This is a genomic window from Bacillus sp. FSL H8-0492, assembly GCF_038006145.1.
Classification (GTDB): domain Bacteria; phylum Bacillota; class Bacilli; order Bacillales; family Bacillaceae_G; genus Bacillus_A; species Bacillus_A mycoides.
Window position 1 is genome coordinate 3,861,427 of sequence record NZ_JBBOUP010000001.1, and the last position, 25,312, is coordinate 3,886,738.

At 36.0% G+C, this 25,312-nt stretch carries 25 protein-coding genes and 1 riboswitch; of the genes, 9 read left to right on the forward strand and 16 right to left on the reverse strand.

Features of this window, described 5'->3' with window-relative positions; translation table 11 throughout:
• Window positions 1–55: 55 nt before the first annotated feature.
• The 5 genes from MHH66_RS19855 to MHH66_RS19875 all read left to right on the forward strand — a co-directional run bounded on the left by MHH66_RS19855 (window position 56) and on the right by MHH66_RS19875 (window position 4,406).
• On the forward strand, window positions 56–499 hold the full coding sequence (locus MHH66_RS19855; protein ID WP_001067911.1) for a MaoC family dehydratase: 444 nt from the start codon (window positions 56–58) through the stop codon (window positions 497–499).
• Between the two features lie 142 nt (window positions 500–641).
• Entirely contained in the window at window positions 642–827 is a 186-nt protein-coding gene (locus MHH66_RS19860) for an alpha/beta-type small acid-soluble spore protein (protein ID WP_000241212.1), read from the forward strand.
• 113 nt (window positions 828–940) lie between these two features.
• Window positions 941–2,260, forward strand: coding sequence for a TrkH family potassium uptake protein (locus tag MHH66_RS19865; protein WP_033708914.1), 1,320 nt, complete (start codon window positions 941–943; stop codon window positions 2,258–2,260).
• A gap of 38 nt (window positions 2,261–2,298) precedes the next feature.
• Window positions 2,299–2,471, forward strand: a riboswitch (yybP-ykoY riboswitch).
• 79 nt (window positions 2,472–2,550) lie between these two features.
• A complete protein-coding gene (locus MHH66_RS19870) occupies window positions 2,551–3,345 on the forward strand; it encodes a TerC family protein (RefSeq protein ID WP_002011580.1) in 795 nt (264 codons plus the stop codon).
• A 209-nt stretch (window positions 3,346–3,554) separates the two neighbouring features.
• Entirely contained in the window at window positions 3,555–4,406 is an 852-nt protein-coding gene (locus MHH66_RS19875) for a formate/nitrite transporter family protein (protein ID WP_002011581.1), read from the forward strand.
• A 27-nt stretch (window positions 4,407–4,433) separates the two neighbouring features.
• Here the strand turns inward: MHH66_RS19875 and MHH66_RS19880 are convergent, their stop codons facing one another.
• The 9 genes from MHH66_RS19880 to MHH66_RS19920 all read right to left on the reverse strand — a co-directional run bounded on the left by MHH66_RS19880 (window position 4,434) and on the right by MHH66_RS19920 (window position 12,593).
• Window positions 4,434–4,745, reverse strand: a complete 312-nt coding sequence (locus tag MHH66_RS19880; protein ID WP_078184144.1) for a cyclic-phosphate processing receiver domain-containing protein — start codon at window positions 4,743–4,745, stop codon at window positions 4,434–4,436.
• Between the two features lie 14 nt (window positions 4,746–4,759).
• Window positions 4,760–5,482: a prepilin peptidase gene (locus MHH66_RS19885; RefSeq protein WP_033708915.1), complete on the reverse strand. Its 723-nt coding sequence runs from the start codon at window positions 5,480–5,482 to the stop codon at window positions 4,760–4,762.
• A 112-nt stretch (window positions 5,483–5,594) separates the two neighbouring features.
• Window positions 5,595–6,305, reverse strand: coding sequence for a LutC/YkgG family protein (locus MHH66_RS19890; protein WP_078184143.1), 711 nt, complete (start codon window positions 6,303–6,305; stop codon window positions 5,595–5,597).
• Window positions 6,305–7,726 (reverse strand): LutB/LldF family L-lactate oxidation iron-sulfur protein, encoded by a 1,422-nt coding sequence (locus MHH66_RS19895; RefSeq protein WP_002011586.1) that lies wholly within the window; start codon window positions 7,724–7,726, stop codon window positions 6,305–6,307. The genes MHH66_RS19890 and MHH66_RS19895 overlap by 1 nt, the downstream gene beginning before the upstream one ends.
• A gap of 16 nt (window positions 7,727–7,742) precedes the next feature.
• Entirely contained in the window at window positions 7,743–8,462 is a 720-nt protein-coding gene (locus tag MHH66_RS19900; protein WP_002011587.1) for a (Fe-S)-binding protein, read from the reverse strand.
• 168 nt (window positions 8,463–8,630) lie between these two features.
• A complete protein-coding gene (locus MHH66_RS19905) occupies window positions 8,631–9,320 on the reverse strand; it encodes a FadR/GntR family transcriptional regulator (RefSeq protein ID WP_201053587.1) in 690 nt (229 codons plus the stop codon).
• Between the two features lie 229 nt (window positions 9,321–9,549).
• A complete protein-coding gene (locus MHH66_RS19910) occupies window positions 9,550–10,950 on the reverse strand; it encodes a sensor histidine kinase (protein ID WP_061675908.1) in 1,401 nt (466 codons plus the stop codon).
• Between the two features lie 3 nt (window positions 10,951–10,953).
• Window positions 10,954–11,625, reverse strand: coding sequence for a response regulator transcription factor (locus MHH66_RS19915; RefSeq protein WP_061688809.1), 672 nt, complete (start codon window positions 11,623–11,625; stop codon window positions 10,954–10,956).
• On the reverse strand, window positions 11,622–12,593 hold the full coding sequence (locus MHH66_RS19920) for a YncE family protein (protein WP_078184142.1): 972 nt from the start codon (window positions 12,591–12,593) through the stop codon (window positions 11,622–11,624). The genes MHH66_RS19915 and MHH66_RS19920 overlap by 4 nt, the downstream gene beginning before the upstream one ends.
• Before the next feature lie 288 nt (window positions 12,594–12,881).
• Between MHH66_RS19920 and MHH66_RS19925 the strand changes: the two genes are divergently transcribed.
• The 4 genes from MHH66_RS19925 to MHH66_RS19940 all read left to right on the forward strand — a co-directional run bounded on the left by MHH66_RS19925 (window position 12,882) and on the right by MHH66_RS19940 (window position 18,138).
• Window positions 12,882–13,997 (forward strand): CdaR family transcriptional regulator, encoded by a 1,116-nt coding sequence (locus MHH66_RS19925; RefSeq protein WP_078184141.1) that lies wholly within the window; start codon window positions 12,882–12,884, stop codon window positions 13,995–13,997.
• Between the two features lie 117 nt (window positions 13,998–14,114).
• Entirely contained in the window at window positions 14,115–15,527 is a 1,413-nt protein-coding gene (gene glcD, locus MHH66_RS19930; RefSeq protein ID WP_002030532.1) for a glycolate oxidase subunit GlcD, read from the forward strand.
• Entirely contained in the window at window positions 15,524–16,852 is a 1,329-nt protein-coding gene (locus MHH66_RS19935) for a (Fe-S)-binding protein (RefSeq protein WP_063217411.1), read from the forward strand. The genes glcD and MHH66_RS19935 overlap by 4 nt, the downstream gene beginning before the upstream one ends.
• A 455-nt stretch (window positions 16,853–17,307) precedes the next feature.
• Window positions 17,308–18,138, forward strand: a complete 831-nt coding sequence (locus MHH66_RS19940; protein WP_002030537.1) for a CAP domain-containing protein — start codon at window positions 17,308–17,310, stop codon at window positions 18,136–18,138.
• Window positions 18,139–18,173: 35 nt separating this feature from the next.
• Here MHH66_RS19940 and MHH66_RS19945 read toward each other — a convergent pair whose 3' ends face one another.
• From MHH66_RS19945 to potC, 7 genes are all read right to left on the reverse strand, one after another.
• Complete coding sequence (locus MHH66_RS19945) at window positions 18,174–18,779, reverse strand: DUF1648 domain-containing protein (protein ID WP_063217410.1); 606 nt, start codon at window positions 18,777–18,779, stop codon at window positions 18,174–18,176.
• Between the two features lie 91 nt (window positions 18,780–18,870).
• A complete protein-coding gene (locus MHH66_RS19950; protein ID WP_063217409.1) occupies window positions 18,871–19,794 on the reverse strand; it encodes an RluA family pseudouridine synthase in 924 nt (307 codons plus the stop codon).
• Window positions 19,795–19,894: 100 nt separating this feature from the next.
• Window positions 19,895–20,311 (reverse strand): hypothetical protein, encoded by a 417-nt coding sequence (locus tag MHH66_RS19955; RefSeq protein ID WP_002011605.1) that lies wholly within the window; start codon window positions 20,309–20,311, stop codon window positions 19,895–19,897.
• A 100-nt stretch (window positions 20,312–20,411) separates the two neighbouring features.
• Window positions 20,412–22,604, reverse strand: a complete 2,193-nt coding sequence (locus MHH66_RS19960) for an MMPL family transporter (protein WP_063217407.1) — start codon at window positions 22,602–22,604, stop codon at window positions 20,412–20,414.
• A gap of 110 nt (window positions 22,605–22,714) precedes the next feature.
• Window positions 22,715–23,362: a phosphatase PAP2 family protein gene (locus MHH66_RS19965; protein ID WP_063217406.1), complete on the reverse strand. Its 648-nt coding sequence runs from the start codon at window positions 23,360–23,362 to the stop codon at window positions 22,715–22,717.
• Window positions 23,363–23,421: 59 nt separating this feature from the next.
• Window positions 23,422–24,471: a spermidine/putrescine ABC transporter substrate-binding protein PotD gene (gene potD / locus MHH66_RS19970; RefSeq protein WP_063217405.1), complete on the reverse strand. Its 1,050-nt coding sequence runs from the start codon at window positions 24,469–24,471 to the stop codon at window positions 23,422–23,424.
• Window positions 24,472–24,509: 38 nt separating this feature from the next.
• Window positions 24,510–25,310 carry a spermidine/putrescine ABC transporter permease PotC gene (gene potC, locus MHH66_RS19975; protein WP_002011483.1) on the reverse strand — a complete coding sequence of 267 codons (801 nt, stop codon included), beginning with the start codon at window positions 25,308–25,310 and terminating at the stop codon, window positions 24,510–24,512.
• Between the last annotated feature and the right edge of the window lie 2 nt (window positions 25,311–25,312).

Below are 25,312 nucleotides of genomic sequence, written 5' to 3' on the forward strand. Positions count from 1 at the left end.
TCCTACTACATCAAGATGGCTTACATTTTTCGATATGGAAAAGAAGGAGGACAAAATGAATCCATTTCAAGAAGCACAAACTGTTCCGGAGCTTCGTTACGATGAGATTCAAGTCGGTGATCAAGCATCACTTACAAAAAAAATTACGGATGAGGACGTTATCAATTTTGCAAAATTGACTGGAGATGTAAATCCTATTCACATTCTAGACTCTTTTGCAAAAACGACAATGTTCAAAGAACGTATTGCCCATGGCATGCTCGTTTCAAGTTTTATTTCTACCATTCTTGGAACGAAACTTCCTGGCAAAAATACGATTTATTTATCACAAAACGTTTCATTCCGTGCTCCTGTCAAAATCGGTGATACACTTCGCGTTGTGGCAGAAGTTATTAAAAAACGGGACGATAAAAAAATTATCACATTGCAAACAAACATATATAATCAATCTGATGATATTGTCGTAGAAGGTACAGCGACAATACTGAAAAAAGAGTAGCAAATTTGCTACTCTTTTTTCTATCCAAGAACTTCTAATCACACCGTTTACTTCCGTGTATGAGTACGTCGTTTACACATAAAATAACATTACCAGATAGCACTTAGCTAAACTGGATTACTCTTTAAGGATGTGTATCAACATGGTGAAAACAAACAAATTACTAGTTCCGGGTGCAGAGCAAGCACTTGAACAATTCAAATATGAAATCGCACAAGAATTCGGTGTAAGCTTAGGATCTAATACAGCATCTCGTTCTAACGGATCAGTTGGCGGTGAAGTAACGAAACGTCTTGTTGCTTTAGCTCAACAACAATTACGCGGATAACTATATAACCTATGGCTTAGAGGCAGATATTCTCTGCCTCTTTCTTTTTTAACATACATAATAGTGCTTCTTCACATACTAGTAAGAGCAAATCGAAAGGAACGATATGTGAAATGAAACGGATTAACATTAGCATGAGTCCTCCCCGTGTTCTTACTGTATCTTTTATTATGCTATCAATTATCGGTACATGCCTATTGAAATTGCCAATTGCTACAACAACGTCTATTTCATGGCTCGATGCTTTATTTACAACGGTTTCTGCTTGTACGGTTACAGGGCTTGGTGTTGTGGACACTGGTAAAGTATTTACCTTATTTGGCCAATGTGTCATTTTAACACTTATACAAGTTGGCGGGCTTGGCATTATGAGCTTTGCTGTTTTAATCGCAATTATGCTCGGTAGAAAAATCGGCCTTCAAAACCGGATTTTATTACAACAAGCATTAAATCAAACAAATGTCGGCGGAATCATTCGTCTTGCAAAAGCATTATTTTTATTTTCTTTTACTGTAGAATGTATCGCTACTTTACTTCTCTCTTTTGAATGGGTACCAAAATACGGGGTTGCCAAAGGTATATATTATAGCTTTTTTCATTCTATCTCAGCCTTTAACAATGCTGGGTTTTCTGTGTGGAGCGATAATTTAATGTCGCACTCCCATAGCATTCTCGTCAATCTCGTTATTTCTTCCCTCATTATTTTAGGTGGGATTGGTTTTACGGTTATCGTAGATATAAAAAGAAAGAAAAACTTTAAAAACCTTACTTTGCACTCAAAGCTTATGCTCTCTTCTACTCTAATCGTCAATATTATTGCTACAGCTTTTATCTTTATATTTGAGTTCCATAATTCAATTTCCATGAGAGGTTTTACACCATTTGAAGAAGGTATGGCTGCTTATTTTCAAGCGGTTTCAACACGTACTGCCGGGTTTAATACTGTTGATATCTCTGCATTATCAAAACCTTCACTTTTATTAATGATGCTTCTTATGTTTATTGGTGCTGGCAGTGCTTCAACTGGTGGTGGGATTAAGTTAACGACTTTTTTGATTATGTTTTTCGGCGTATTTAAATTTTTGCAAGAACAAGATGATATTGTCGTGTTTAAAAAATCCATTAAAGATACGCTCATTGTCAAATCATTAACGATTACTATTATTTCAATTTCGTTTATTTTTCTTTCTATTTTAATTTTAAGCATCACTGAGAAGGTTCCTTTATTAATGAGTGCTTTTGAAGTATTTTCAGCATTTGGAACTGTCGGCCTTAGCATGAATTTGACGCCACACTTAACAATCATCGGCAAAACAATTATTATCTTTATGATGTTTTTTGGAAAGATGGGGCCTTTAACATTAGCCTTTTCATTTGCACGTAAAAAACAAAGAAAAATAAAATATCCCAACGAAGATATTTTAACAGGTTGACAACCGTATAAATTATCCATATAATGAGAGTACAATAGCATATCTCCAAAGGGGAGTAGCGTCCAAGAACTATTTCTTGGAAACAAAGTCGTCATTACGTAGAACTTAGTTCTTCCGGCTTTGTTGGCATTTTCATTACATATGTCTAGCAAGACCTTTGCCTATCAACGGCAGAGGTCTTTTTTGTTTTCAAATTCCTTCCACCGTTGATACGCAGGAGTATGGGGAAACTAAACAGTGGGGAACTTCTTCACTTGTTTAGTCTTTATAGAAATGAGAGGAGAATGTACATGGATGTATCATTATTATTGGAGTATGGTTGGGTATTACTCATCCTAATTGCACTAGAGGGGATTTTAGCGGCTGATAACGCTCTCGTTCTCGCAATTATGGTAAAACATTTACCAGAAGAAAAACGAAAGAAAGCACTATTTTATGGATTAGCAGGAGCGTTCGTTTTCCGCTTCGGATCACTATTTATGATTTCGTTCCTAGTAGATGTATGGCAAGTGCAAGCAATTGGTGCGATTTATCTTATGTTTATCGCGGGGAATCACTTATTTAAAACGTATGTTAAAAAGAATACACATGAAGAAACAGAAGAAAAAGAAGCAAAGAAAAAACAAGAGAACTTTTGGTGGACTGTATTTAAAGTCGAAGTTGCTGATATCGCCTTCGCAGTTGATTCAATTTTAGCTGCTGTTGCATTAGCAGTGACTTTACCGAAAACAGGATTAGGTACGATTGGTAGTCTTGATACAGGTCAATTTATCGTTATCTTTACAGGTGGACTTATCGGATTAGTTATAATGCGATTTGCAGCAACTGCTTTCGTACAAATATTAAAACGTAAACCAGGACTTGAAACTGCAGCATTTTTAATTGTAGGTTGGGTTGGTGTGAAATTAACAGTTTATACGTTAGCACACCCTGCTTTAAATGTCCTTCCGCATTCATTCCCAGAATCCACTCCGTGGAAGCTTACATTCTGGATTGTATTAGTTGGAATCGCAGTTTGCGGTTGGTTCTTCTCGAAAGAAGTAGAAGTAAAAGTAGAAAAGAATTTAGACGAAAAAGCGCTGTAATTACAGCGCTTTTTCTTTTTTCTCGTTTCAATTCCCCTCTCTATTTTTAGAAAAAATTCCATTATACTACCTTTTGTAAACGCTTCCTTTATAGATGTATGTCCTTTTTGTGAAATATTGCACAAACTTATTGAAACTATGAACAAATCCATGTACCTTATTCATATAAGGAGTATTTATAGACGATGTATTAAAGGAGCGTATTACTCATGCTAGAACAAGGATTAGATTACGTTGTAAAACTGGCTAAGAGCAAAAAACAAATGCTAGATATAAATCCAATGCAATATTTCATTCGTGCTGCACTTGCGGGCATTTATATCGGTTTTATTATTGTACTATGTTTTAAATTAGGTAACTTTTTTCATATTGCAGATTCACCAGCAACATATTTAGCTTCCTCCATGTTTTTCGGAATTGCTCTCGTACTTATTATATATGGCGGCGCTGAATTATTTACTGGCAATACGATGTACTTCACAGTGGCAACTTTAAGAAAAGAAACAACGATTTCTGATACACTTCGTAACTGGGTTGCTTGTTATGCAGGTAACTTAGCTGGCGCTTTATTCTTTGCCTTACTATTTTACGCAACTGGAATTTTCGAAGCAATTGATCACAGTCATTTAATGAATAAAGTTGTTGAAGGAAAGATGAATACACCTACAATGCAATTATTCTTTAAAGCGATTTTATGTAACTGGCTCGTATGTCTTGCCTGCTTCTTACCTTCTCAAGTGAAAGGTGACACAGCAAAAATATTAATGATGATGATGCTCGTTTTCACTTTCTTTTTATCTGGTTATGAGCATAGCATTGCAAACTTATCACTGTTTGCTTTATCTTTAGTATCACCACATCCTGAGACAATTTCTTTTGCGGGCGCTATTCATAACTTAATTCCAGTTACAATCGGTAACATTATTGGCGGATCCGTATTTGTCGGTATGGTATATCATTACTTAACAAAGAAAGCACCTGTTGTTGAACAAGAGAAAACTCAATTAGTTGGAGCTCAAACGGAGGAAATTATTCCTTTACAAGCACATATGAAACATTAAAAACTCCAAAGTTTTACTTTGGAGTTTTTAGCTCCCTACATATTTCAAGGAAATATAAGGATTAATTTCCCCGTTTTCCTTCCCTCTCTCTATGCTCTTTTTCATCTGATGCATACCGACGACATCATTTGTATGAAGGTGAATTTCATTAACATATAAACCTTCGTTGCAGAAAGCTTCTACGAAATCTAACCCACTTTTTTCTCCCCATCCCATATTAAAATCAAGGGAAAGAATATTTACATCATAATCCCGAACCATTTGCAAAGCACATTCTACTGTAGTGGCGAGTACATACCCGTATGGACAACTTCTTTGATCATCCATATATACATTCATGTTCTATCCCCTCTCTATTTTGTATACGTGACCAGCATGTAACATATTGCTCCAAGACTAATAAAAGGACCAAACGGAATTTGGCTCCTCATTTTCATACGTTTTAATACTATACCAGCTCCAAAGAAACAAAGACTAAAGCAAGATGCTAAAAATAAAATCATAAAAATCCCTTTCAGTCCCACTATAAATCCAAGCAGCGAAAGTAATTTTATATCCCCTCCACCAAGCCCTTCTGGATATATCTTTTGCATGCAATATAACAAAATGAATATAACGCCACTACCAACTATACTATCTGTCCAAGTGACTAACGGTACAAAAATACATTCTAAAATAAGCAAAAGCGCAAACCAAATTAAAATACGATTAGGTATTAGCATATATACTAAATCTGTAACTGAAATAATTAGAAGTAACGAAAAAAGCGATAAAATGATGATGAGCTCTCTTTCCATTCCAATTACATATACAGTAAGAAAAAATAAACTGCCTGTAACAAATTCAAATACTATGTACAAACTTGAGATTTTGCTCTTACAATTCGTACAACGCCCTTTTTGTATACAAAATGAAATGATTGGAATAAGTTCTTTCGGCTGTAACGTATACTTGCAGTAATGACAGTACGAACGCGGTGTAATAATAGATTCCCCTACTGGAACTCTCATCGCAATCACCATAAAAAAAGAACCAAACACCATACCTATTAACAATGCATATAAATAAGTGAACATCCCTTCCTCTCCTTTCCAAAAGAACATAACAAAAAAAGGAGAGAACTTCTACTTCATATTATCTTTATTCTATTAAAAAAGCAGGCCGTTTTCCGGCCTGCTTTCCCCTATTTTATACGATGAAATATGCTGCTTTTAACGGCCCATGTACTCCGACAACAAGATTCATTTCAATATCCGCAGAGTTACTTGGTCCTGTAATAAAGTTAATACAAGATGCGACTGCTTCACCTTTTTCCACACGTGAGTTCATATGTTGAACTGCCTGTGTAATACGCGGTACAAGTGTTTCACGTGGAATAATAGCAAAGTATACAGTCGGTAAAAAGTGTAAAGAACGCCCTTGTCCTTTATGACTTTGTACAACAATCGTACCAGATTCAGCTAAAGTATAATCACTAAATGCAATACCGATATTCGCTTTTTCCGCTATACGCATATTCTCTTCTTTTTTCTCAGGATCCCATACATTTACCTCAACATTTTGCTTTGGAAGCTCTTCTTTAAATAAAGAAGTCAATCCATAGGAATCAAAACGTTCATCTGCTGATAATATAATAGGTCCTCCGCCGTTTTCAACGATTACTTTTTGAATATCTTCACGTAAGCGGTCGTTTGTCGTTTCCACAACAGTTGTATGAATGTTTGTACATTGCTTTTTAAATACTTCTAACAATTCTTCTTGTGAATAATCTTTTAACGTTTCTACATTCACATTACTTTTCCATGCTGGACGTTCTACGCCTTCTGTTTTACGCGCGCGCCCAAGTTCTTTTGCGATATTATCTAGAAAGGACTCACGGTTTTGAATTAATCCTGTCATTATTTGTCCCCGCCTTTCTTATGATCTTTATACCAATCACGGAATCGTTCTTTACTTGGAGCTGGGAATTCACGAATATCCGTCCAGTTTTTAAGTGGTCCAACACCTTTTGATACACGGTTACCAGATGTAAATGGACTCATTGCTGCCGGTGCCATTTTCGATCCCATTTTATATAAAGCTGCTGAAGAAGCACCCATACTAAACATTTTCATTGCTAATTTTTCTGCAAGTGGGGCACGACCTTCTTGCTCAACGATGACTTGACGATGTTTTAATAATAAATCATGTAATGGAATTTTTACTGGACAAGCTTCTGTACATGCTCCGCATAAACTAGATGCATAAGGAAGCTCTTTGTAATCGTCATACCCACCTAAAAGTGGTGTTAATACCGCACCGATTGGTCCTGAATAAATAGATCCATACGAATGTCCACCAACGTGACGATATACGGGACATACGTTAACACAAGCGGCACAACGAATACATTGCAATATTGAACGGAATTCCGATCCAAGAATTTGAGAGCGGCCATTATCAACAACGACTAAATGAAACTCTTCTGGTCCATCTACCTCTTCCTCTTGAATTGGTCCTGCTACTGTTACATAACTTGTTAATTTTTGACCTACCGCACTACGACATAGTAAACCAACTAAAACATCTAATTCTTCCATTGTCGGAACCATACGTTCCATACCCATTACTGCAATTTGTGTTTTCGGAATCGACATGACAAGATCGGCATTACCTTCGTTCGTCACTAAACAAAGAGAGCCAGTATTTGCAACAGCGAAGTTACAACCTGTCACACCAATTTCTGCATCCATAAATTTCTCACGAAGTTGTTTACGAACAAACTTTGTCATTTCGTATGGATCATCAGAATTTTCATATCCAAGTTTTTCTTTAAATACATCACGAATTTGCGTTCTGTTTTTATGAAGTGCAGGCGCAATAATATGTGATGGTGGATCGTTATCTACTTGCAAGATATACTCTCCCAAGTCACTCTCTAACACTTCACAACCAATCTCTTCAAGGGCATGATTCATACTAATTTCTTCAGTTACCATTGATTTTGATTTTACAACTTTCTTCGCTTGTTTCTTTTTTGCAACGTCTTGAATATACTTTGCTGCATCCTCTTTCGTTTTCGCAAAGTAAACGTGACCGCCTCTTTTTGATACATTTTCACTTAACTGCATTAAATAATAATCAAGATTTTCTAACGTATGTTGACGAATTTGTTCACCTAGTTCACGCCACTCTTCCCAGTTTCCCAACTCGTCAGCTGCTTTTAATCGATTTGTATATAAACGCGTTTGTGCAGAAGATACCGCTCCGCGCATAAACGAATCTTGAATTCCATCGCCAACGCGATCATTAAATTTTTTCTCACTGATTTTCATAGACATAGCTTATGTTCCCCCTTCATGAGCGACTATTCAAGACCTCAGCAATATGCATTACTTTTACTTCTTTTCCTAAACGCTCAATACGTCCGCCAATGTTTAACAAACACCCACAATCTGCACCGATTAAATAATCAGCACCTGTTTCCATTACACTATCTACTTTTTCATCTACCATTTGCTCAGAAATTGGAGTCATCTTAACTGAAAACGTTCCCCCAAACCCACAACAATTTTGCACGTTCGGCAGTTCTCTCACAATTAATCCTTTTACGCTTGATAATAAAATTCCTGGTGCCTCTTTTACTCCAAGCAGGCGTGTCATATGACAAGATTTATGAATAGTAGCTATCCCTGGTAAACTTGCACCAACATCTGTAACTTTTAAAACATCTACAATAAATTGTGTAAATTCATATGTTTTATCAGCAACCTTTTGTGCACGTTTAGCCCACTTCGGATCATCTTTAAAAACATGCGGATACTCATGAAACATTGTCGCACAAGATCCAGATGGCGTAACGATATATTCTGCATCTTCGAAAGTTTCAATCATATGTTTCATCGCTTCTTTTGCTGCTTCTACATGGCCGCTATTATAAGCAGGCTGACCACAACAAACTTGTGCTTCTGGAAATTCAATTTCACAACCTAAACGCTCCAATACTTCAACTGTTGCTTTACCGACGTTTGTTTCAAACATATCGACTAAACAAGTAACAAATAAAGTAACTTTCATAACTATAATTCCCCCTCATTACAACTCCGCCAAAAATCATATGGTCATCAGATGACTAAGATTAGAAGAAGTAGGCTCAACCATGGCCTATCCTCTCCCTCTTCTAAAGAAAACGCTTACTTAATCTCCCTCTATTTTATCAGAAAATTAGATTTTTAAAAGATTAAATTACGAATTTATATCGCTTTTACCTGTGACAATATGTTCTACATTTGTTAAATGATCTAGCATCGCTTGCTGCGCTAATTCCACATCTTGCTTTAACACCGCATCATATATAGATTGATGCTCTTCTAAAAGTCGTTCTGATGTTGTTTGTTCACCATATAAAATAATGCGTCTTGATTCACCAATCGTTTCAGCAATCATCTCTGAAACATGATTCATGAGCTCAAGCAAGATGTTATTATGCGAAGATTCTGCAATTCCCATGTGAAAATGAAAGTCTGCTTTTTCGCCAGCCTTCTCATCTCCAATGCTCTTTGCCATTTCATCTAACCACTGCTTCATATTTTGCAAATTAGCTTCCGTACGTTTTGCCGCTGCCGCTCGAACTGCCCCCACTTCGAGCACCTTCCGTACTTCTAATAAATTCAAAATATCCTCTTTCTTCATTAATAACTTGTTATTTAGTGATTTTGTTAATGAAGAAGGATCGAAATTCCTTACATATGTACCTTCTCCTTGTTTCATTTCAATTAAGCCCATTGCTCTTAGCGCACTTAGCGCTTCACGAACAGCAGATCTGCCAACTTGAAACTGCTCAGCTAATTGATGAACAGGAAGTAGTTTGTCACCAGGTTTTAACGTACCATTTTTAATCATTGTTAAAATAGCTTCAGATACTTCTTCGTAAATTTTTTTCGGTTTAATAGATTTGTACTCCAGTTAAATCACCTCAGTATCTTCCAAACAACAATTGTAACGTTTTATAAGAACTTAGCATCCATAACTATTTTAGAACGAATTAGTAAGAAGTACAAATGTTTTGTTCATAAAATAGTCAAATTTTTGATATTTGTTTGATATTAATTAATACATTTACGCGTAACTATTTACCTTCAATATGAAGAGCATATTCCAAAAGTTAGAATATGCTCTCCTCATCTTGTGCTTTTAATTTAATACTAACTGTCGTGCCCTTACCTTTTTCACTTTCTATTCTCCACTCACCGTCATGTATATGAACAATTTGCCTTACAATTGCAAGACCTAAACCTGTTCCACCGTGTTGACGACTTCTCGCTTTATCTACTCGGTAAAAACGTTCCCCCAGATTTTCTAAATGCTCTCTATCAATACCTATTCCTGTATCTTTTATGTGCAATTCACAATAATCATCGATTTGCTTTAATGTTATTATGATATCCCCGTTTTGATTTGTATAACGTATCGCATTATCTAATACATTATGAAGTACTTGTTGCATACGATCCTCATCAATCATCACGATAATTTCAGGATTTAAATTCGTTGAAATACGAAGTTTTTTTTCTACAAACTGCAACTCGTACGTATTTAGTACATCTTCAATAAGCTGTGAAAAAACGATAGGTTGTTTCTTTAAGGGAAAGTGTTCACCTTCTAGCTGCGCTAGGTCTAATAAATCATGAACGAGGCGCTGCATGCGACCTGCTTCTTTATGAATAAGTTGCGTTACTTTTTCCTGCTGCGGTCCCTTCGCTACACCGTCTAAAATAGCTTCACTATATCCTTTAATATAACTAAGCGGTGTTCTAAGTTCATGCGAAACATTAGCTAAAAATTCCTTACGCTTTACATCTTCTGTTTCTAAGGAATTTGCCATTTTATTAAAGGCTTTTCCCAATCGTCCAATTTCATCTTCTGAAGAAATTGTAATCCGCTCTGAGAAATCTCCAGTAGCCAAATGATTTGCAACTCGTTCCATTTGCGAAAGCGGTCTCGTAATGGCGATAATAATTTTTCTACCAATCCATATTGTAATTAAAATCATTGCAAGTGCTAACGGCGCTAAAATAAGACCCATATCAAATATTAAGTCTTTTATACTTTTTAAAGGAATATAAGAGTATACAATACCAACTAATTTTTTATTATCTAAAACAGGGATGACAACACCCATAATATTACGATCAAAATGTTCTTCATACCCTATCTTTGTCACTGTTTTCCCATCTAATAGCGCCTGTCTATCCCCTTCACTTATAAGAGAATGATGGTGAACATCAAAAGGCAAACATGCGCTTAAATCACGCGGATTGTATACGAAAAGGACATCTGAACTAGATATTTGATCATATGCCCTTACTTTCTCTTCAAAAGTGGATACTCCTTCACGTTTATCATATTGCGTGGCAAGACGTTTCCCTTCCATTACTAATGAATCTTTTAAATTATCAACGTATAACTTTTCATATGAGTATAAAGATACAAAATAAAGAAAGGAAACTGTTACACATACTGCACATACTACTGTAAGCCAAAGCTTTTGTACCATCGTAAACATACGTTACACCTCAAATTTATAACCTACACCCCAAACGGTTTGAATGTAGTTTCCACTTTCTCCTAGCTTTAGACGCATCGTTTTCACATGCGTATCTACCGTTCTTGTACTTCCTGCATAATCATATCCCCACACCTTTTCAAGCAATTGTTCCCGGCTAAATACTTGTCCATTATGTTGACAAAGAAAATATAGTAAATCGAACTCTTTTACCGTAAGAGGAATCGTCTCACCATTCGTCTCGACCCTCCTACTTTTTTCATTAATAAGAATCGGTCCAAATTGAATCTCTTCTTGCTGTTCTTGCTTTGTATATCGTCTTAAAACAGCTTCCATACGAGCAATTAGTTCCCCAGGACTAAATGGCTTTACAATATAATCATCTGCTCCCATACGTAAGCCGTTCACCCTATTCCACTCTTCACCTTTTGCTGTTAAAAATATAATAGGTACATCCGACGTTTTTCGAATCTCTTTACAAACTGAAAGCCCATCCATCTCAGGCATCATAATATCTAGTACAACGAAATCGTAATGTTCCGTCTCTAATTTTCGAAGTGCCTCTTTTCCATTTTCAGCTTCTCCCCACTCGTATCCGAAGTTATCTAAGTACATTCCGACAAGTTGCCTCATATCACTTTCGTCATCTACGACTAGCACGTTATATTTACTCATTGTCCTTCCCCTTCTCTCTCTATGAGTTGAAACGGTCCTTTTCCGACTTTAATTGTTTGTTTTATTTTCATATTCTTCATATCCATTACGCATACTTCATCGCTATCATAACTAGCTACATATCCTTCTGCACCGCTTTTCAAAAATGCAAATGGATTAGACCCTACTTCTGCAAATCCTACCTCTTGATACGTACTTGCATCAAACTTTCTAAGCGTATTTGAACCGTGACTTAGCGCATATACATACTTATCATCCTTTGTTATATTCACAGGCATAAACGGAGCATGTAAAGAACGCATCATCTCTCCGCTCTGTAAAGAATACACTAATACTTTCTCATTCACTTGACTTCCATCACCATGTCCACCAATCCATATTTCTTTCCCATCAGCGCTAACCGTTGCTCCTGTTGATGCTGGTGGAATCATAAAGGACTGTATCACTTCTTTTTTCTTTGTATCAATGGTCGTTAGTTTCGTATCATAAAAGTTGAGTACAGATAACTGGTTATGATGCTCTACCATCGTTATCGGCCCTTTTCCTGTTGAAACCCTCCCTGTCTCTTTTCCTTTTATCGTAAAGAACCTTACCTTTTGTTCATTTTGATCGGCAGCAAATAATTGTGTTCCATCATCTGATGCGATAACATTAGCAATTCCTTTTCCAATCTTATACTTGTCCACTTGTCTTCCTTCTGCTAATGAATATACATACATATATTCTAATTGCTTACCATAAACAAGTATTTCCTCGCCATTTGGAAGTAGCGTAACCCCCGCAATCGGCTCATTTAATTCCCATGTTGTTAATAGCTTCTTTGTTTTTTTATCAATAAAACTAATACTACCTTCCTTTATATTCGTTGTTATAATAACACTTTTATCTTTAGCAATCGGTGTATACGAACTTCCTTGACACCCTACTAATAGAAATAAAAAACAGAGAAGAAAAACATATTTTTTCAAAAGATTCCCTCCATCTTCGGATGATTTCGTTATAATTGTAAAATAACAAATAAATGTGTGGAAAATGTGAAATCTTCCTTTATTAATAAAGTGAAACTTTAATCAGTGGGGGTTTTCTTCATCCCCCACTGATTATTAGTTGAACCAATCGGGCTTTTATGGGCAGTTGATCCCCCATCTAACTTCTTTGCTTTCGCTGAATTTTGAGGTGGGGGTCTTACTGCCCATTAATGCGGGATAAACTTACATATATAATGTACAACAAATAGAATTTGAGGTGTGTAAATTATGCTTTTTCCTGATTTAGCGAATAAAATTGTACGTGAAGTACGCAGATTAATTACTGAAAACATTATTATTATTAATATACAAGGCGTTATTATCGCAAGTACAGATGCGGAAAGAATCGGTCAATTTCATGAAGGTGCACTCCGCTGTGCGAAACAAAAGAAAACTGTCATTATTACAAAAGATGATGAACGACGACTGCAAGGTGTAAAAGCTGGGATGAACCTTCCTTTACTATTCCATGACGAAGTAATCGGCGTGATTGGAATTACAGGAGAACCTGAAAATATTTCACAATACGGAGAAATATTACGTAAGATGACCGAATTATTAATTCATGAAAACTACTTTTTAGAACAACTAGAACTTGAGCACCGTTCTTATGAAGCATTTGTCTTTGATTGGCTTCAAAGTACAGACTGGTCTCCAAGTTTTCCCGATCGTGCAAAAACGCTTGGCATTGATTTATATAAGAAGAAACAACTTATTTTATTATCAATCGCCCAAGATAATACGATGCTCCAGCGTAAAATTTGGCAACATATGCGCAACATTTTAGCAAAAGAAAATTTATTTGTTCGCTGGGGAAATGATCGGTTTATTTTGTTTACAACAATCCAATCCAAAGAGCAAACCTTTCAATTTTTAAAACGGTTAAAACAAGACTGTGAAACTTTATTTTCTATTACTTTATATATCGGGATTGGACAAACAGTTACGCCAAGCAATATGAACTTATCGTACGAACAAGCATTACGCGCCCTTTCAGTATCACTTGAAACGAAAAAAATTGTATTTAATGAAGATTTACGTTTAGAAATGTGCTTACAAGATATTTCTACTGAAACTCGAGAACAGTTTCTAGAGCGTACCATTGAAAACTTAGTATCATCTCCTGAGCTTATGCACACTTTACGTTTATTTATCGATTATAACCAATCTTATAAACAGACAGCTGAGCAATTACATATACACATTAACACATTGCATTACAGGCTAAAAAAGATTGAAGAACATACAGGACTTGACCCGAAACAATTCAAAGATTTAAATATTTTATACTTCGCACTCCTTTTATTAGATAATCATACAAAAAATAACGATAAAACAGATTAATCTTTAGGTGATTGCACATAGAAAGAATCCTCCAACTTTTTTATCATTATAATGAAAGCACTGTTACAACGTTTTTTATTATGACGAAATACGTTAACAGTTTGAGGGGGATTTCCAATGTTAGAAAAGCAAATTATTGATTCATTCGTATCTATTGTTGGCGAAGATAATGTAGATACATCCAATATGGGGCGTTTAACTTATAGTTATGATGCCACTCCAAACTTCCAAGCGATGCCTGATGCAGTCATTGCTCCTCGTAATACAAATGAAATAGCAGACGTGTTAAAAGTGTGTAACACTCATAAAATCCCCGTATACGTTCGCGGGTCTGGAACAAATCTTTGCGCTGGAACGTGTCCACTTGAAGGTGGTATCGTCCTTATTTTCCGCCATATGAACAATATTTTAGAAATTGACGAAGAGAATTTAACAATTACTGTACAAGCTGGTGTTATTACACTTGATATTATTAAAGCAGTAGAAGAAAAAGGTTTATTTTATCCACCAGATCCAAGCTCTATGAAAATTTCTACAATCGGCGGTAACATTAATGAAAACTCCGGCGGATTACGTGGTTTAAAATATGGCGTAACACGTGATTATGTAATGGGGCTTGAACTTGTCTTACCGAACGGCGATATCATTCGCACTGGTGGTAAATTAGCAAAAGATGTAGCTGGTTATGATTTAACTCGTTTATTTATTGGTTCTGAAGGAACACTTGGTGTTGTTACGGAAGCTATATTAAAACTTGTCCCTATGCCTGAAACGAAGAAAACGATGCTTGCGCTATATGAAGATATTAACGAAGCTGCTCGAGCTGTTTCTGCTATTATTGCAAATAAAATTATTCCGGCGACACTTGAGTTTTTAGATCAACCAACAATTGAAGTTGTAGAAGAGTTTGCACAAATCGGTTTACCAACTGACGTTAAAGCAATTTTATTAATTGAACAAGATGGCCCGCCCGAGGTTGTCAATCGAGATATCGAAAAAATGGCTAACGTTTGCCGTGCTATGAATGCGGTCGATGTTCGCGTTGCAAAAGATGAAGCCGAAGCAGATGCGCTTCGTACAGCACGCCGGAGTGCACTATCAGCACTTGCAAGACTAAAACCGACAACAATATTAGAAGATGCAACTGTACCACGTTCACAAATCGCTCCAATGGTTGAAGCAATTAATGCAATTGCAAAGAAATATAATATTCCTATTTGTACTTTTGGTCATGCTGGTGATGGTAATTTGCATCCGACTTGTATGACAGATGCCCGTAATGAAGAAGAAATGCATCGTGCCGAACAAGCTTTTGCTGAAATATTTGCGAAAGCGATTGAGCTTGGTGGTACGATTACTGGCGAACATGGTGTTGGCGCAATGAAAGCTCCGTATTTAGAAATGAAATTAGGTAAAGAAGGTATTGCTGCTATGCAAGGGATTAAACAAGCCTTCGATCCAAACAACATTATGAATCCTGGAAAGATGTTCGCGAAAGACTCTCGTAAAAGAGTGGTGGTTGAGCGATGACCACATTAAATAAAGAAAACATTCAAAAGGAATTTAAAGAGCGATTAAGTGAAGATGAACTACTAAACTGTATGCGATGCGGCTTTTGCTTACCAACTTGCCCTACTTACATTCAATCTGGGTATAAAGAATCACATTCCCCACGCGGACGTATCGCCTTAATGAAAGCCGTCGTTGATGGTTTAATTGAGCCGGATGAAGATGTTGAAGATACATTAAATGTTTGCCTTGGCTGTCGCGCTTGTGAACCTGTTTGTCCATCTGGTGTGAATTATGGACATTTATTAGAAGAAGCTCGTGATATTATTAATCAAAATAAAAAGTTCTCCATGCCCGTGAGAGCTGTTCGTAAAGTTGTTTTTGAAGGACTATTCCCGCATCAAAACCGAATGCGAATATTAACAGGACTAATCGGATTTTACCAGCGTTCTGGTTTACAAACGCTAACACATAAAACAGGTATTATGAAGTTATTCCCTGAAACACTTGCAACGATGGACCTCGTTTTGCCAAAAGTCCCTAAAATGAAAGCAATGAAAGATCGTCCTGAATTTTTACCTGCTGAGGTGGCAAAGAAGAAACAAGTTGCATTCTTCACAGGCTGTTTAATGGATACGATGTTTTTAGAAACAAATAACGCAACGATGAAACTTCTTCAGTTAGCTGGTTGTGATATCGTTATTCCGAAAACACAAAGTTGCTGCGGGGCATTACATGGGCATGCTGGTGAAAAGAGTGGAGCAAAAGAATTAGCAAAACGAAATATAGAAGCATTCGAAGATTTAAACATCGACTATATTATTACGAATGCAGGTGGTTGCGGAGCTTACCTCGTAGACTATGATTATCTGCTAAAAGATGATCCCAAATGGTCTGAACGCGCAAAGCAATTTGTTTCTAAAATTAAAGATATTACTGCTATACTAGTAGAACTAGATTTCCATAAACGTAATGACTTACGACTCACGCCGCAAATCATTACGTATCAAGACTCTTGTCATTTACGCAATGTTATGCGAACATCTTCGGAACCTCGTATGTTACTAGAGGCCATTCAAGACGCAACATACCGCGAAATGAAAGATGCGGACCGTTGCTGTGGTTCTGCTGGTATTTATAATATTGTCCATTCGGAGTTATCAATGGAATTTCTAGATTACAAAATGGACCGTGTACATGAAACAGATGCAGCGACAATTGTTACTGCAAATCCTGGGTGTCTATTACAAATGAAACTAGGTATTGAACGTGAAGGTCTTTCTCATAAAATGAGAGGAATTCACATTGTTGATCTATTATTAGAAGCAATTGAAACCAACTCGTAACATACGTAATAATAGGAAAACGGCTATCTCCTTCGTCTATGTAAAGAGATAGCCGCTTTTTTGTCCGCTACAACATTAAAAATATGTTACTTTATTATAAAAAAGAACAACAGAAACATTACAGTTTTGTAAAAATACATCCAGTATATTCCTCAAAAAAATGCTAAAATCATTGATACAATAGGATTCTTCATTTTTAATATAGGTACATTTATCCAAAAACACCCTCTTAAAACCAAGTATAAAAATGCTGAAAATTCCTTTTATACTCTATGTTTCTCTTATTTCATCCCTTTCCTCCTCTTAGGATAAATTAGGAAAATTTTAAGTCTATGAATTTTTTTCCATCTTTTTTCTCGCAAATTGTATGCTACGATGAATTGGTCAGTCAGACAGGCTGTCAAAAACAAATCGTGTGAAAACAAATTAAAACTTTATATAGGGGGACACACATCATGAAAAAGCGTGTTTTATTATCTGTAGCTGCTGCAACAGCTCTTACTTTAGGAGTATCTTCTTTAGATGCACAAGCTGCAACAGTACAACCATCTAACATAAAGGTTCAAAATATTCAGCATTCAAAAATGATGATGAAGCAAATGAGCCAACAAGAATTACAAGCATTCTTACAATCTATGGGAGTTGAATCATTAGCACAATGGAACCAAGGACAATTCCAACAAGATTGCTTCATTCCTGGTCAACAGCCTACTGAAAATGTTGTTACTGAACAACCAACAGCTAAGCCAGAAGCTCAAAAGCCTGCTGAGGAAACTCAAAAACCAGCTGAACAAAAGCCTGCTGAAGAAGTTGCTAAACCAGAAGCTCAAAAACCAGCTGAAAACAACAATACTCAAAACGAAACACAAAAACCAGCTGAGCAAAAGCCTGCTGAAGAAGCAAAATCTTTAAGCGAATTCGAACAACGCGTTGTTGAATTAACAAACGCAGAGCGTACAAAACAAGGCTTATCAGCATTACAAATCGATACTGAATTAAGCAAAGTAGCACGCATTAAGTCTGAAGATATGCAAAAAAACAACTACTTTGATCATAACAGCCCTACATACGGGTCTCCGTTTGACATGATGAAAAAATTTGGTATTTCTTATAAATCTGCAGGCGAAAACATCGCCCAAGGACAACGTACTCCAGAAGAAGTTGTACAAGCTTGGATGAACAGTGCCGGACACCGTGCAAACATCTTAAATAGTGGCTTCACTCATATCGGTGTTGGCTATGTAGAAAGCGGCAACTACTGGACACAACAATTTATTACGAAGTAAATAAAAAGAGAGTCTTCTAGGAGAAGACTCTTTTTTTATGTTTCATAGCTTTCTAATATGTATGCGTATAAAATGTAGAACATAAACAAAATAGCCCCGCAAATTATTACACTAATTAACAAGTAAAATCCCCACTTCAGGCTCAAAAGCAACGAAAATAATATGCTGCATGCCATCACTTGAAAGATTCGCCTACTAACTAAACGGATTTTTTGTAATTTGATCGGTTCTTTCTCTCTATCCTTCACCTTTTTAAACACTTTACTAAACATAAAAAGAAACATACTAATTCCAATCGTTAGTCCTGTCTGAAAGGATATAATACTTCCCAAATTAATAAAGAGAATTAGTATATGGACAAACATCATAAATAAAGTAATACTCTTTATAAATCCATTTATAATGAAATCCTCCCCTTCATTAAACTTATATATATTATGTAAAATAACATATACTAATCCATGTAAAATAATAATAAGGACAGGGATAAATAATACGACAACTTGTTTACTCATAAACTCGTTCGCTCCACCATTCTCGTTCCAATGTACTGCCATACGAGTTGGTAAATATGGATAAATACATAGAGTAAGTAAGAGACAAGCGAAAAATATCCCTAGCATATATTTATATTTGATCAAGTAATTCTCACCTCTCTTTTCTCTTAACGGCTTCGCCTCTTTCAGAGAAATCCCTGCAAAAATCTACCTTTTTCAACTTTAAACTTACACTTTACCTATTTTCTCTTTCAAATTTTTTCATTGTATCGTTTAAATTTGTAGGGAAAGGTACGTCAACAACGATCTCTTCTTTCGTAATCGGATGCAAAAAATTAATCTTCATCGCATGTAACGCTTGCCCGGACATATATGTTGTTTGCCCACCATATAATACATCCCCAACTAATGGATTTCCATTATAGCTCATATGAACGCGAATTTGATGCGTTCTACCGGTTTCTAACTGTAACGTTACGAGCGTCGCATTTTGTTTTTTAAAATATTTCTCTACTTTATAATACGTTATAGCTTGGTCTCCCTTTGGAGAAACACGACGCCTTGTAGCATGATGTCGATCTCTTCCGATAGCTGCATCAATTGTCCCCTGCTTCTTTTTTACTTTTCCTTCAACAAGTGCCATATACGTTCTTTTGATTTTCCGTTCCATTAATAAACGATCCATAATTGCACCCGCAATTCTATGTTTTGCGAATACAACACCACCTGTCGTATCTTTATCTAATCTATGGATATGCCGAACCTTCGTCTCTAAACCTTGCATTTGAAAATGAAAAGCAACAAGATTGGCAAGTGTTCCCGTCCCATTTTTTTCAGAAGGATGTGTATCCATTTGCCCCTGCTTATTTACAATGAGTACGTGATCGTCTTCAAACACTACATTTAATTCACCATATTCCGGCTCTACGCCGTACTCCTCCTCCATAAACATATGAACTTGTAACTTATCTCCTTCTTTTAAAAGTTCATTCCATCTCCTTTGTTCTCCGTTAACCGTAACACCTTTTTCCATACGAAGCTGATGTAATAACTTTTTTGGTACTTCCCATTCCATTTTTAACAACGACTCAATACTTATACCATTCCACGTCGCTGGAACTGTAATTTCGCACCATTCGCCCTTTTTCTTTGTTTCCATACTATAATCACCTTATTTCTATTGATTCTCTCATTGTAACGGAAAACATACTTTGATGCACCGTCAAAAATAGAGGACAGTCTTATAATCGACTGTCCCCTCACGCTCTAAGCCTTTTCATCTCCTGCAACACTTCTTCAGCTTTTTGTTCATACAACAAATCTTTAAAGAAATCCGCCAATCGTTTATAGTCGTTGTACGTATCTAATAAGTCGTCTATTTTCTCTCCTTTCATAACTTGCTGCTTTTGCTTCATTTTTACTGGATAACGATACCCCGATACTTCTTGTATTTTGTAATACTCATCCTCTACTTGAATAACTTTTACAATTTCCTCTTCTTCCGCGTCCATCGTATACCCGTCAAATTCTCTAAGTAGTTCATAAATAATATGAGTCCATTCATCTTTTGGGTAAAACCCTTTTTCTAACCGATAACCGACAATGCGATACATATGCCCATCGTTTTCAGCAAACTGTACTGTATCATTTAGCTTAAACTTAAAATAACGAAACATTGCCTTCACCTACTTGTATGTAATCTTCTTATCACATACTATGCGCAAAATATAGGCCCTGCTATTCATAAAAAAAAACTCATCTTATAGATGAGTTTTTTTATGATGATTTTTCTCTTTTCTTTCGAAATGGTAGCCACCAGTTCCAATCCCCAAACAATTTCATTAAACTTGGTACGAGCATGAGACGGATAATTGTTGCATCAAGAAATATTGCTAATGCAACCCCAAGCCCCATCTGCTTTACTGGTAAAATATCAGTAAAGGCGAACGCACCGGTAACAACAATCATAATTAAAGCGGCGGACGTAATAATCCTACTTGTCGAAACAAGCCCTTCTAACGTTGCTTGATCGTTATCTCCTGTTTCTTCATAAAGCTCATGAATACGTGAAATAAGAAATACTTCATAATCCATGCTAAGCCCAAATACGAGGCCGAAAATAAAGATTGGTAATACAAATAAAACTGAACTCTCTTCTAATCCGAAATGACCACCTTCAAATAACCAAATTACAATTCCAATTGTTGCACTTAAACTAAGTACGTTCATAATAATAGCTTTAATTGGAATGAGTATAGAGCGGAATGCGAATAATAAAATGACAAAGGTTGATCCAAATATAACAGACATACCAATTGCAACTTTATCTTTAATTTCATCTTCTAACTCTTGCTGGAACGTCGTCATACCGCCCAAATAATAAGTAACATCATTTTCTTTATAATTCTTTTTGAAATCACGAACCCATTGTTTTGCGGTTTCTGTACTTGGCTTCGTATCCAAAAAGACTTCCATTGTTGTTTTATTCCCTTTCGTATACGCTTCAAATACAGGAGCTATTTTCGCAGCCTCTGGCGACTGTAACATTCCAGCAACTTGATCTGCTTTCATTCCATTTAGCCCGTCATATACACTTTTCACCTTATATACTTGCTTATCGTCTTTTAACTTTTGAACAACAGCTTCTATCTTTTGTAAACTTTCTTTTTCTGTTATATCTTTCTTCGTCTCTACTACTAATGTCACATCAGCGTGTGTTTGGACAGTTTTATTAAAGGCTTCTTCATACTTCTCAAATGCAACTCTCGTATCACTCTTTTCAGGTAACGCTTCAACACCAGGAAATTGCAAGTTAGCTGTACGTAGCGGTAATAAACAAATAACAATAAATGTTGTAACAACAATAATCATGACGATTGGATGTTTCATTACAAACTGTGCAAATTTACGCCATACATTTGATGGCGTAGGCGCCGCCTGATTCTTTTTTAATATCCTTTTACCAATTAAAGATAATAGCGCCGGAAGAAGTGTGAGCGAAAACAAAATGCTCATAATAACGACAATCATCCCGCTAATAGCAACAGACTGAATATAATCTATCTTAAAGAAAAATAAGCCTGATAAACCGACGAATACACATAACCCTGAAAATACGATAGCACGCCCTGCCGTTTGATACGTAATCGCTATCGCTTCTTTCACTGTTCTCTTCGCAACTTCCTCTCGAAAACGATTTACAAATAACAGTGCGAAATCAATTGATAATGCGAGTCCAATCATCGGTGCAACATTTAACACGAAAATAGATAGCTCTTTATCACTACCTATAAAATATAAAATCCCCATCGTACTAATGACACTAAGCGCGCCATTTACAATCGGTAAAATAGACGCAATCAGACTACCAAATGAGAATAATAGTACGAGAAAAGCAATAGGTAATCCAATCATCTCTGCTACTTTTAAATCATTTTGCGTTCTTTCATTAATCTCTTGATTAATTTTCGGATATCCTGTCGGTGTTACTTTTAATACGCTATTACTTTCCTTCTCGATTTTCCCGGCAAATTGTAATGTCTTTTCCATTCGTTCTTTATTTGTTTTCCCGGAAAATAAAATCGTCGCATAACCGATATCATCTTGTAACATCTCTTTATTTTGCATTGGATGATGGAAAGATTCGTATTTTTCTTTCTCTTCAATTTGATTTATTATCCCCTCTATACGCTTTTGGAACTCCTCATGCGAAGTATCCTTTTCCTTCTCAAAAACGAGTAAAAGTGTATCTTGAGACTGCTTAAAATCTTTATCTAAAATTTCTTTCGTCTTTTGATAATCCCCTTCTGTTTTGAAACCATCACCGCCCAGTACTCCTGGAAGTTTTGGAGCAAAAATACCGAGCACTATCGCAAGTAGTAGTAATGCTACAATTACTGTATAACGAAATTGATACAAAAAAGTTCCTAACTTCCCCCACTTATCAATTTTATGTACATTTGTCTTCACACATTTTCACCTACTTTATATAATTCACTTGTCATTTATACTTTATCACATCTCCCCATAAACAAAAAACGTCTAGAAAAACTATAATACTAGTTTTTCTAGACGTTTTTTTATCTCTCGTTATTAATTCCCAATCTCTCGGTAAGTAAACGATGACAATAAATTGCGATGATTAACAAAATGCCACCTGCACAGTAACCAGCTAAAATATCAGTCGGGTAATGAACATTTAAAATAACTCTACTTAATCCAATCAATATAATTAATATGCCCATCGAAATCGTAATACCACATTTTCCAGCTACACTCTTCAAATTGGCAGCAATGATATAGGCAAGAAAACCGAATGTTATAATAGATAGCATTGCATGTCCGCTTGGGAAGCTATACCCAAGTGCGTCAAGTGCCTCATTTAATGATGGGCGGTCTCTTTTTGCAATTTCTTTTATTCCCTTATTAACAAGGTGTGTCGTTAATATAGCCATTGGATACACAATCATAGCAGCATAATAACGCTTTTTCCAAAAAACGAGCAAACTTATAATTAGTGTCGTTATAACTCCAATTGCAGATCCTAGCTTTGTAAAGTAGGAGAAGAATGTAAGTGAGCTTTCCGTTTGCAATCCTTTTACCATATCACGTACGTATGTATCCATCATTGTAACACCACCTACATATACCCTCCAAGCGATGATACTAAATAGAACAAACAACAAAATGATACACATTAATTCATACTGATGTAACTTTTTCTTCAATCGATTTCCTCCTACTATGAAAAAATGCGATTTCTACTTTAGAAACCGCATTTTCTTACTTATTTACCTTTTGTTTTCAGCTCTGTCCAGTAGCGATCGTAGTCTTTTAACTTATCGTCTACATCAACAAGCCACTCTGTACGATCTAATTCTTCTTTTGTTAAGAAGATCATGTGATTATCACGATATTCTTTACTATGAAGAGGATGAGCTTTTTCATTTGGATTACTGTAACCAATTGACTCGTAGTTTTTCACACTTACTTTTTCATCTAATAAGTAATTCATAAACTTCTCTGCAAGCTCTTTGTTTTTTGCACCTTTTGGAATTGCTAACGTGTCAGCCCAAATTGTGCCGCCTTCTTTTGGTACAACGTATCCTACATCTTTATTGTCTTTCGCGATGAATGCTGCGTCTCCAGACCATACAGTCCCGATCCAAGCATCTTCTGTAATGAATTTTTGTTTAATGTTATCTGTATCGAATGCTAATAAGTTTGGAAGTAGCTTCTGCAAATCAGCAGACGCTGTCTTTAACTGTGCATCCTCTTTCGTGCTATTAGAGAAACCATTTTTCTTAAGTCCCATTCCTAATACTTCACGAGAATCGTTTAATAAAGTAACATGTCCTTTATATTTCTCGTTCCATAAATCATTCCAGCTTGTAGGTGTTTCTTTCACATACTTTTTATTGTATGCAATTCCTGTTACACCCCAAGTATATACTAGAGAATACTTATTCTCTGGATCAAACGCAGGTGTTTTAAAGTTAGAAACAAGGTTCTCGATGTTCGGGATATTCTTCTTATCTAAAGGCGCTAATAAGTCCATCTTCGCCATCGTTTTCACCATGTAATCAGATGGCTGAATTAAATCATATGTCGCGCCACCAGCTTGTAATTTCGCAAGCATTTCTTCATTACTTGCATATTTATCGTAGTTAATTTTCACGTTATATTTCTTTTCAAAATCTTTTAAAACTTGCTCATCAAAATTGTCAGCCCAGCTATAAATGTTTAATTCTTCTTTTTTCTCACCACAACCAGAAAGTACACCTGCAGCAAGACTGAAGCTAATTGCTATACCAGCTAATCTCTTCACTAATTTCATCGGTTTATTACCTCCTCGTTCTTTCTATATCATTCGTATTATAAAGGAAGGTGTCCTCCAGAGTTCTCTTCACCGTCTGCACCTTTATTACGGAAAATTTCCGATAGCACCATTAATCCTACAATTACAACAATTAATATTGTAGAAAGAGCATTAATTTCAGGCGATACTCCACGCTTAACCATACTATAAATGTATAATGGCAATGTTGTTGATCCTGGTCCTGATACGAAGAAACTAATTACAAAATCATCAATCGATAATGTGAATGTTAATAATGCGGCTGAAATAACTCCTGGTGCAATTGCTGGAAACGTTACATAACGAAACGTTTGCCACGGCGTTGCTCCTAAATCGTTTGCAGCCTCTTCTAAATCACGTCCCATACCAGAAAGACGTGCCGCTAAAATAACAACAACAAATGAAATACTGAATGTAATGTGTGCAATAATAATTGTTGTTTTTCCAAGTTCCATACCTAATTGACTAAATAGGATAAGTAAAGATAATCCCATTAAAATATCAGGAATTAAAATTGGTAAATATACAAGACCGTTAATAGCCCCTTCAAAACGATATTTGTAACGGTGTAATGCAATAGCAAAAATCACACCAAGAACTGTCGTCACAATTGTCGTTATAACAGCAATCGTCATACTATTTACAAACGCATCAATAACATCTTGTTTTTGAAATAAATCTGTATACCAATGGAGTGTAAAGCCCTCCCATTCCGCATTAATGCGAGAATCGTTGAAGGAATATACCATTAAAACCATCATTGGAAAATACAAAAACAATAAGATTAACCAAGAATAAGAAACTAAAAACTTCTTCATTT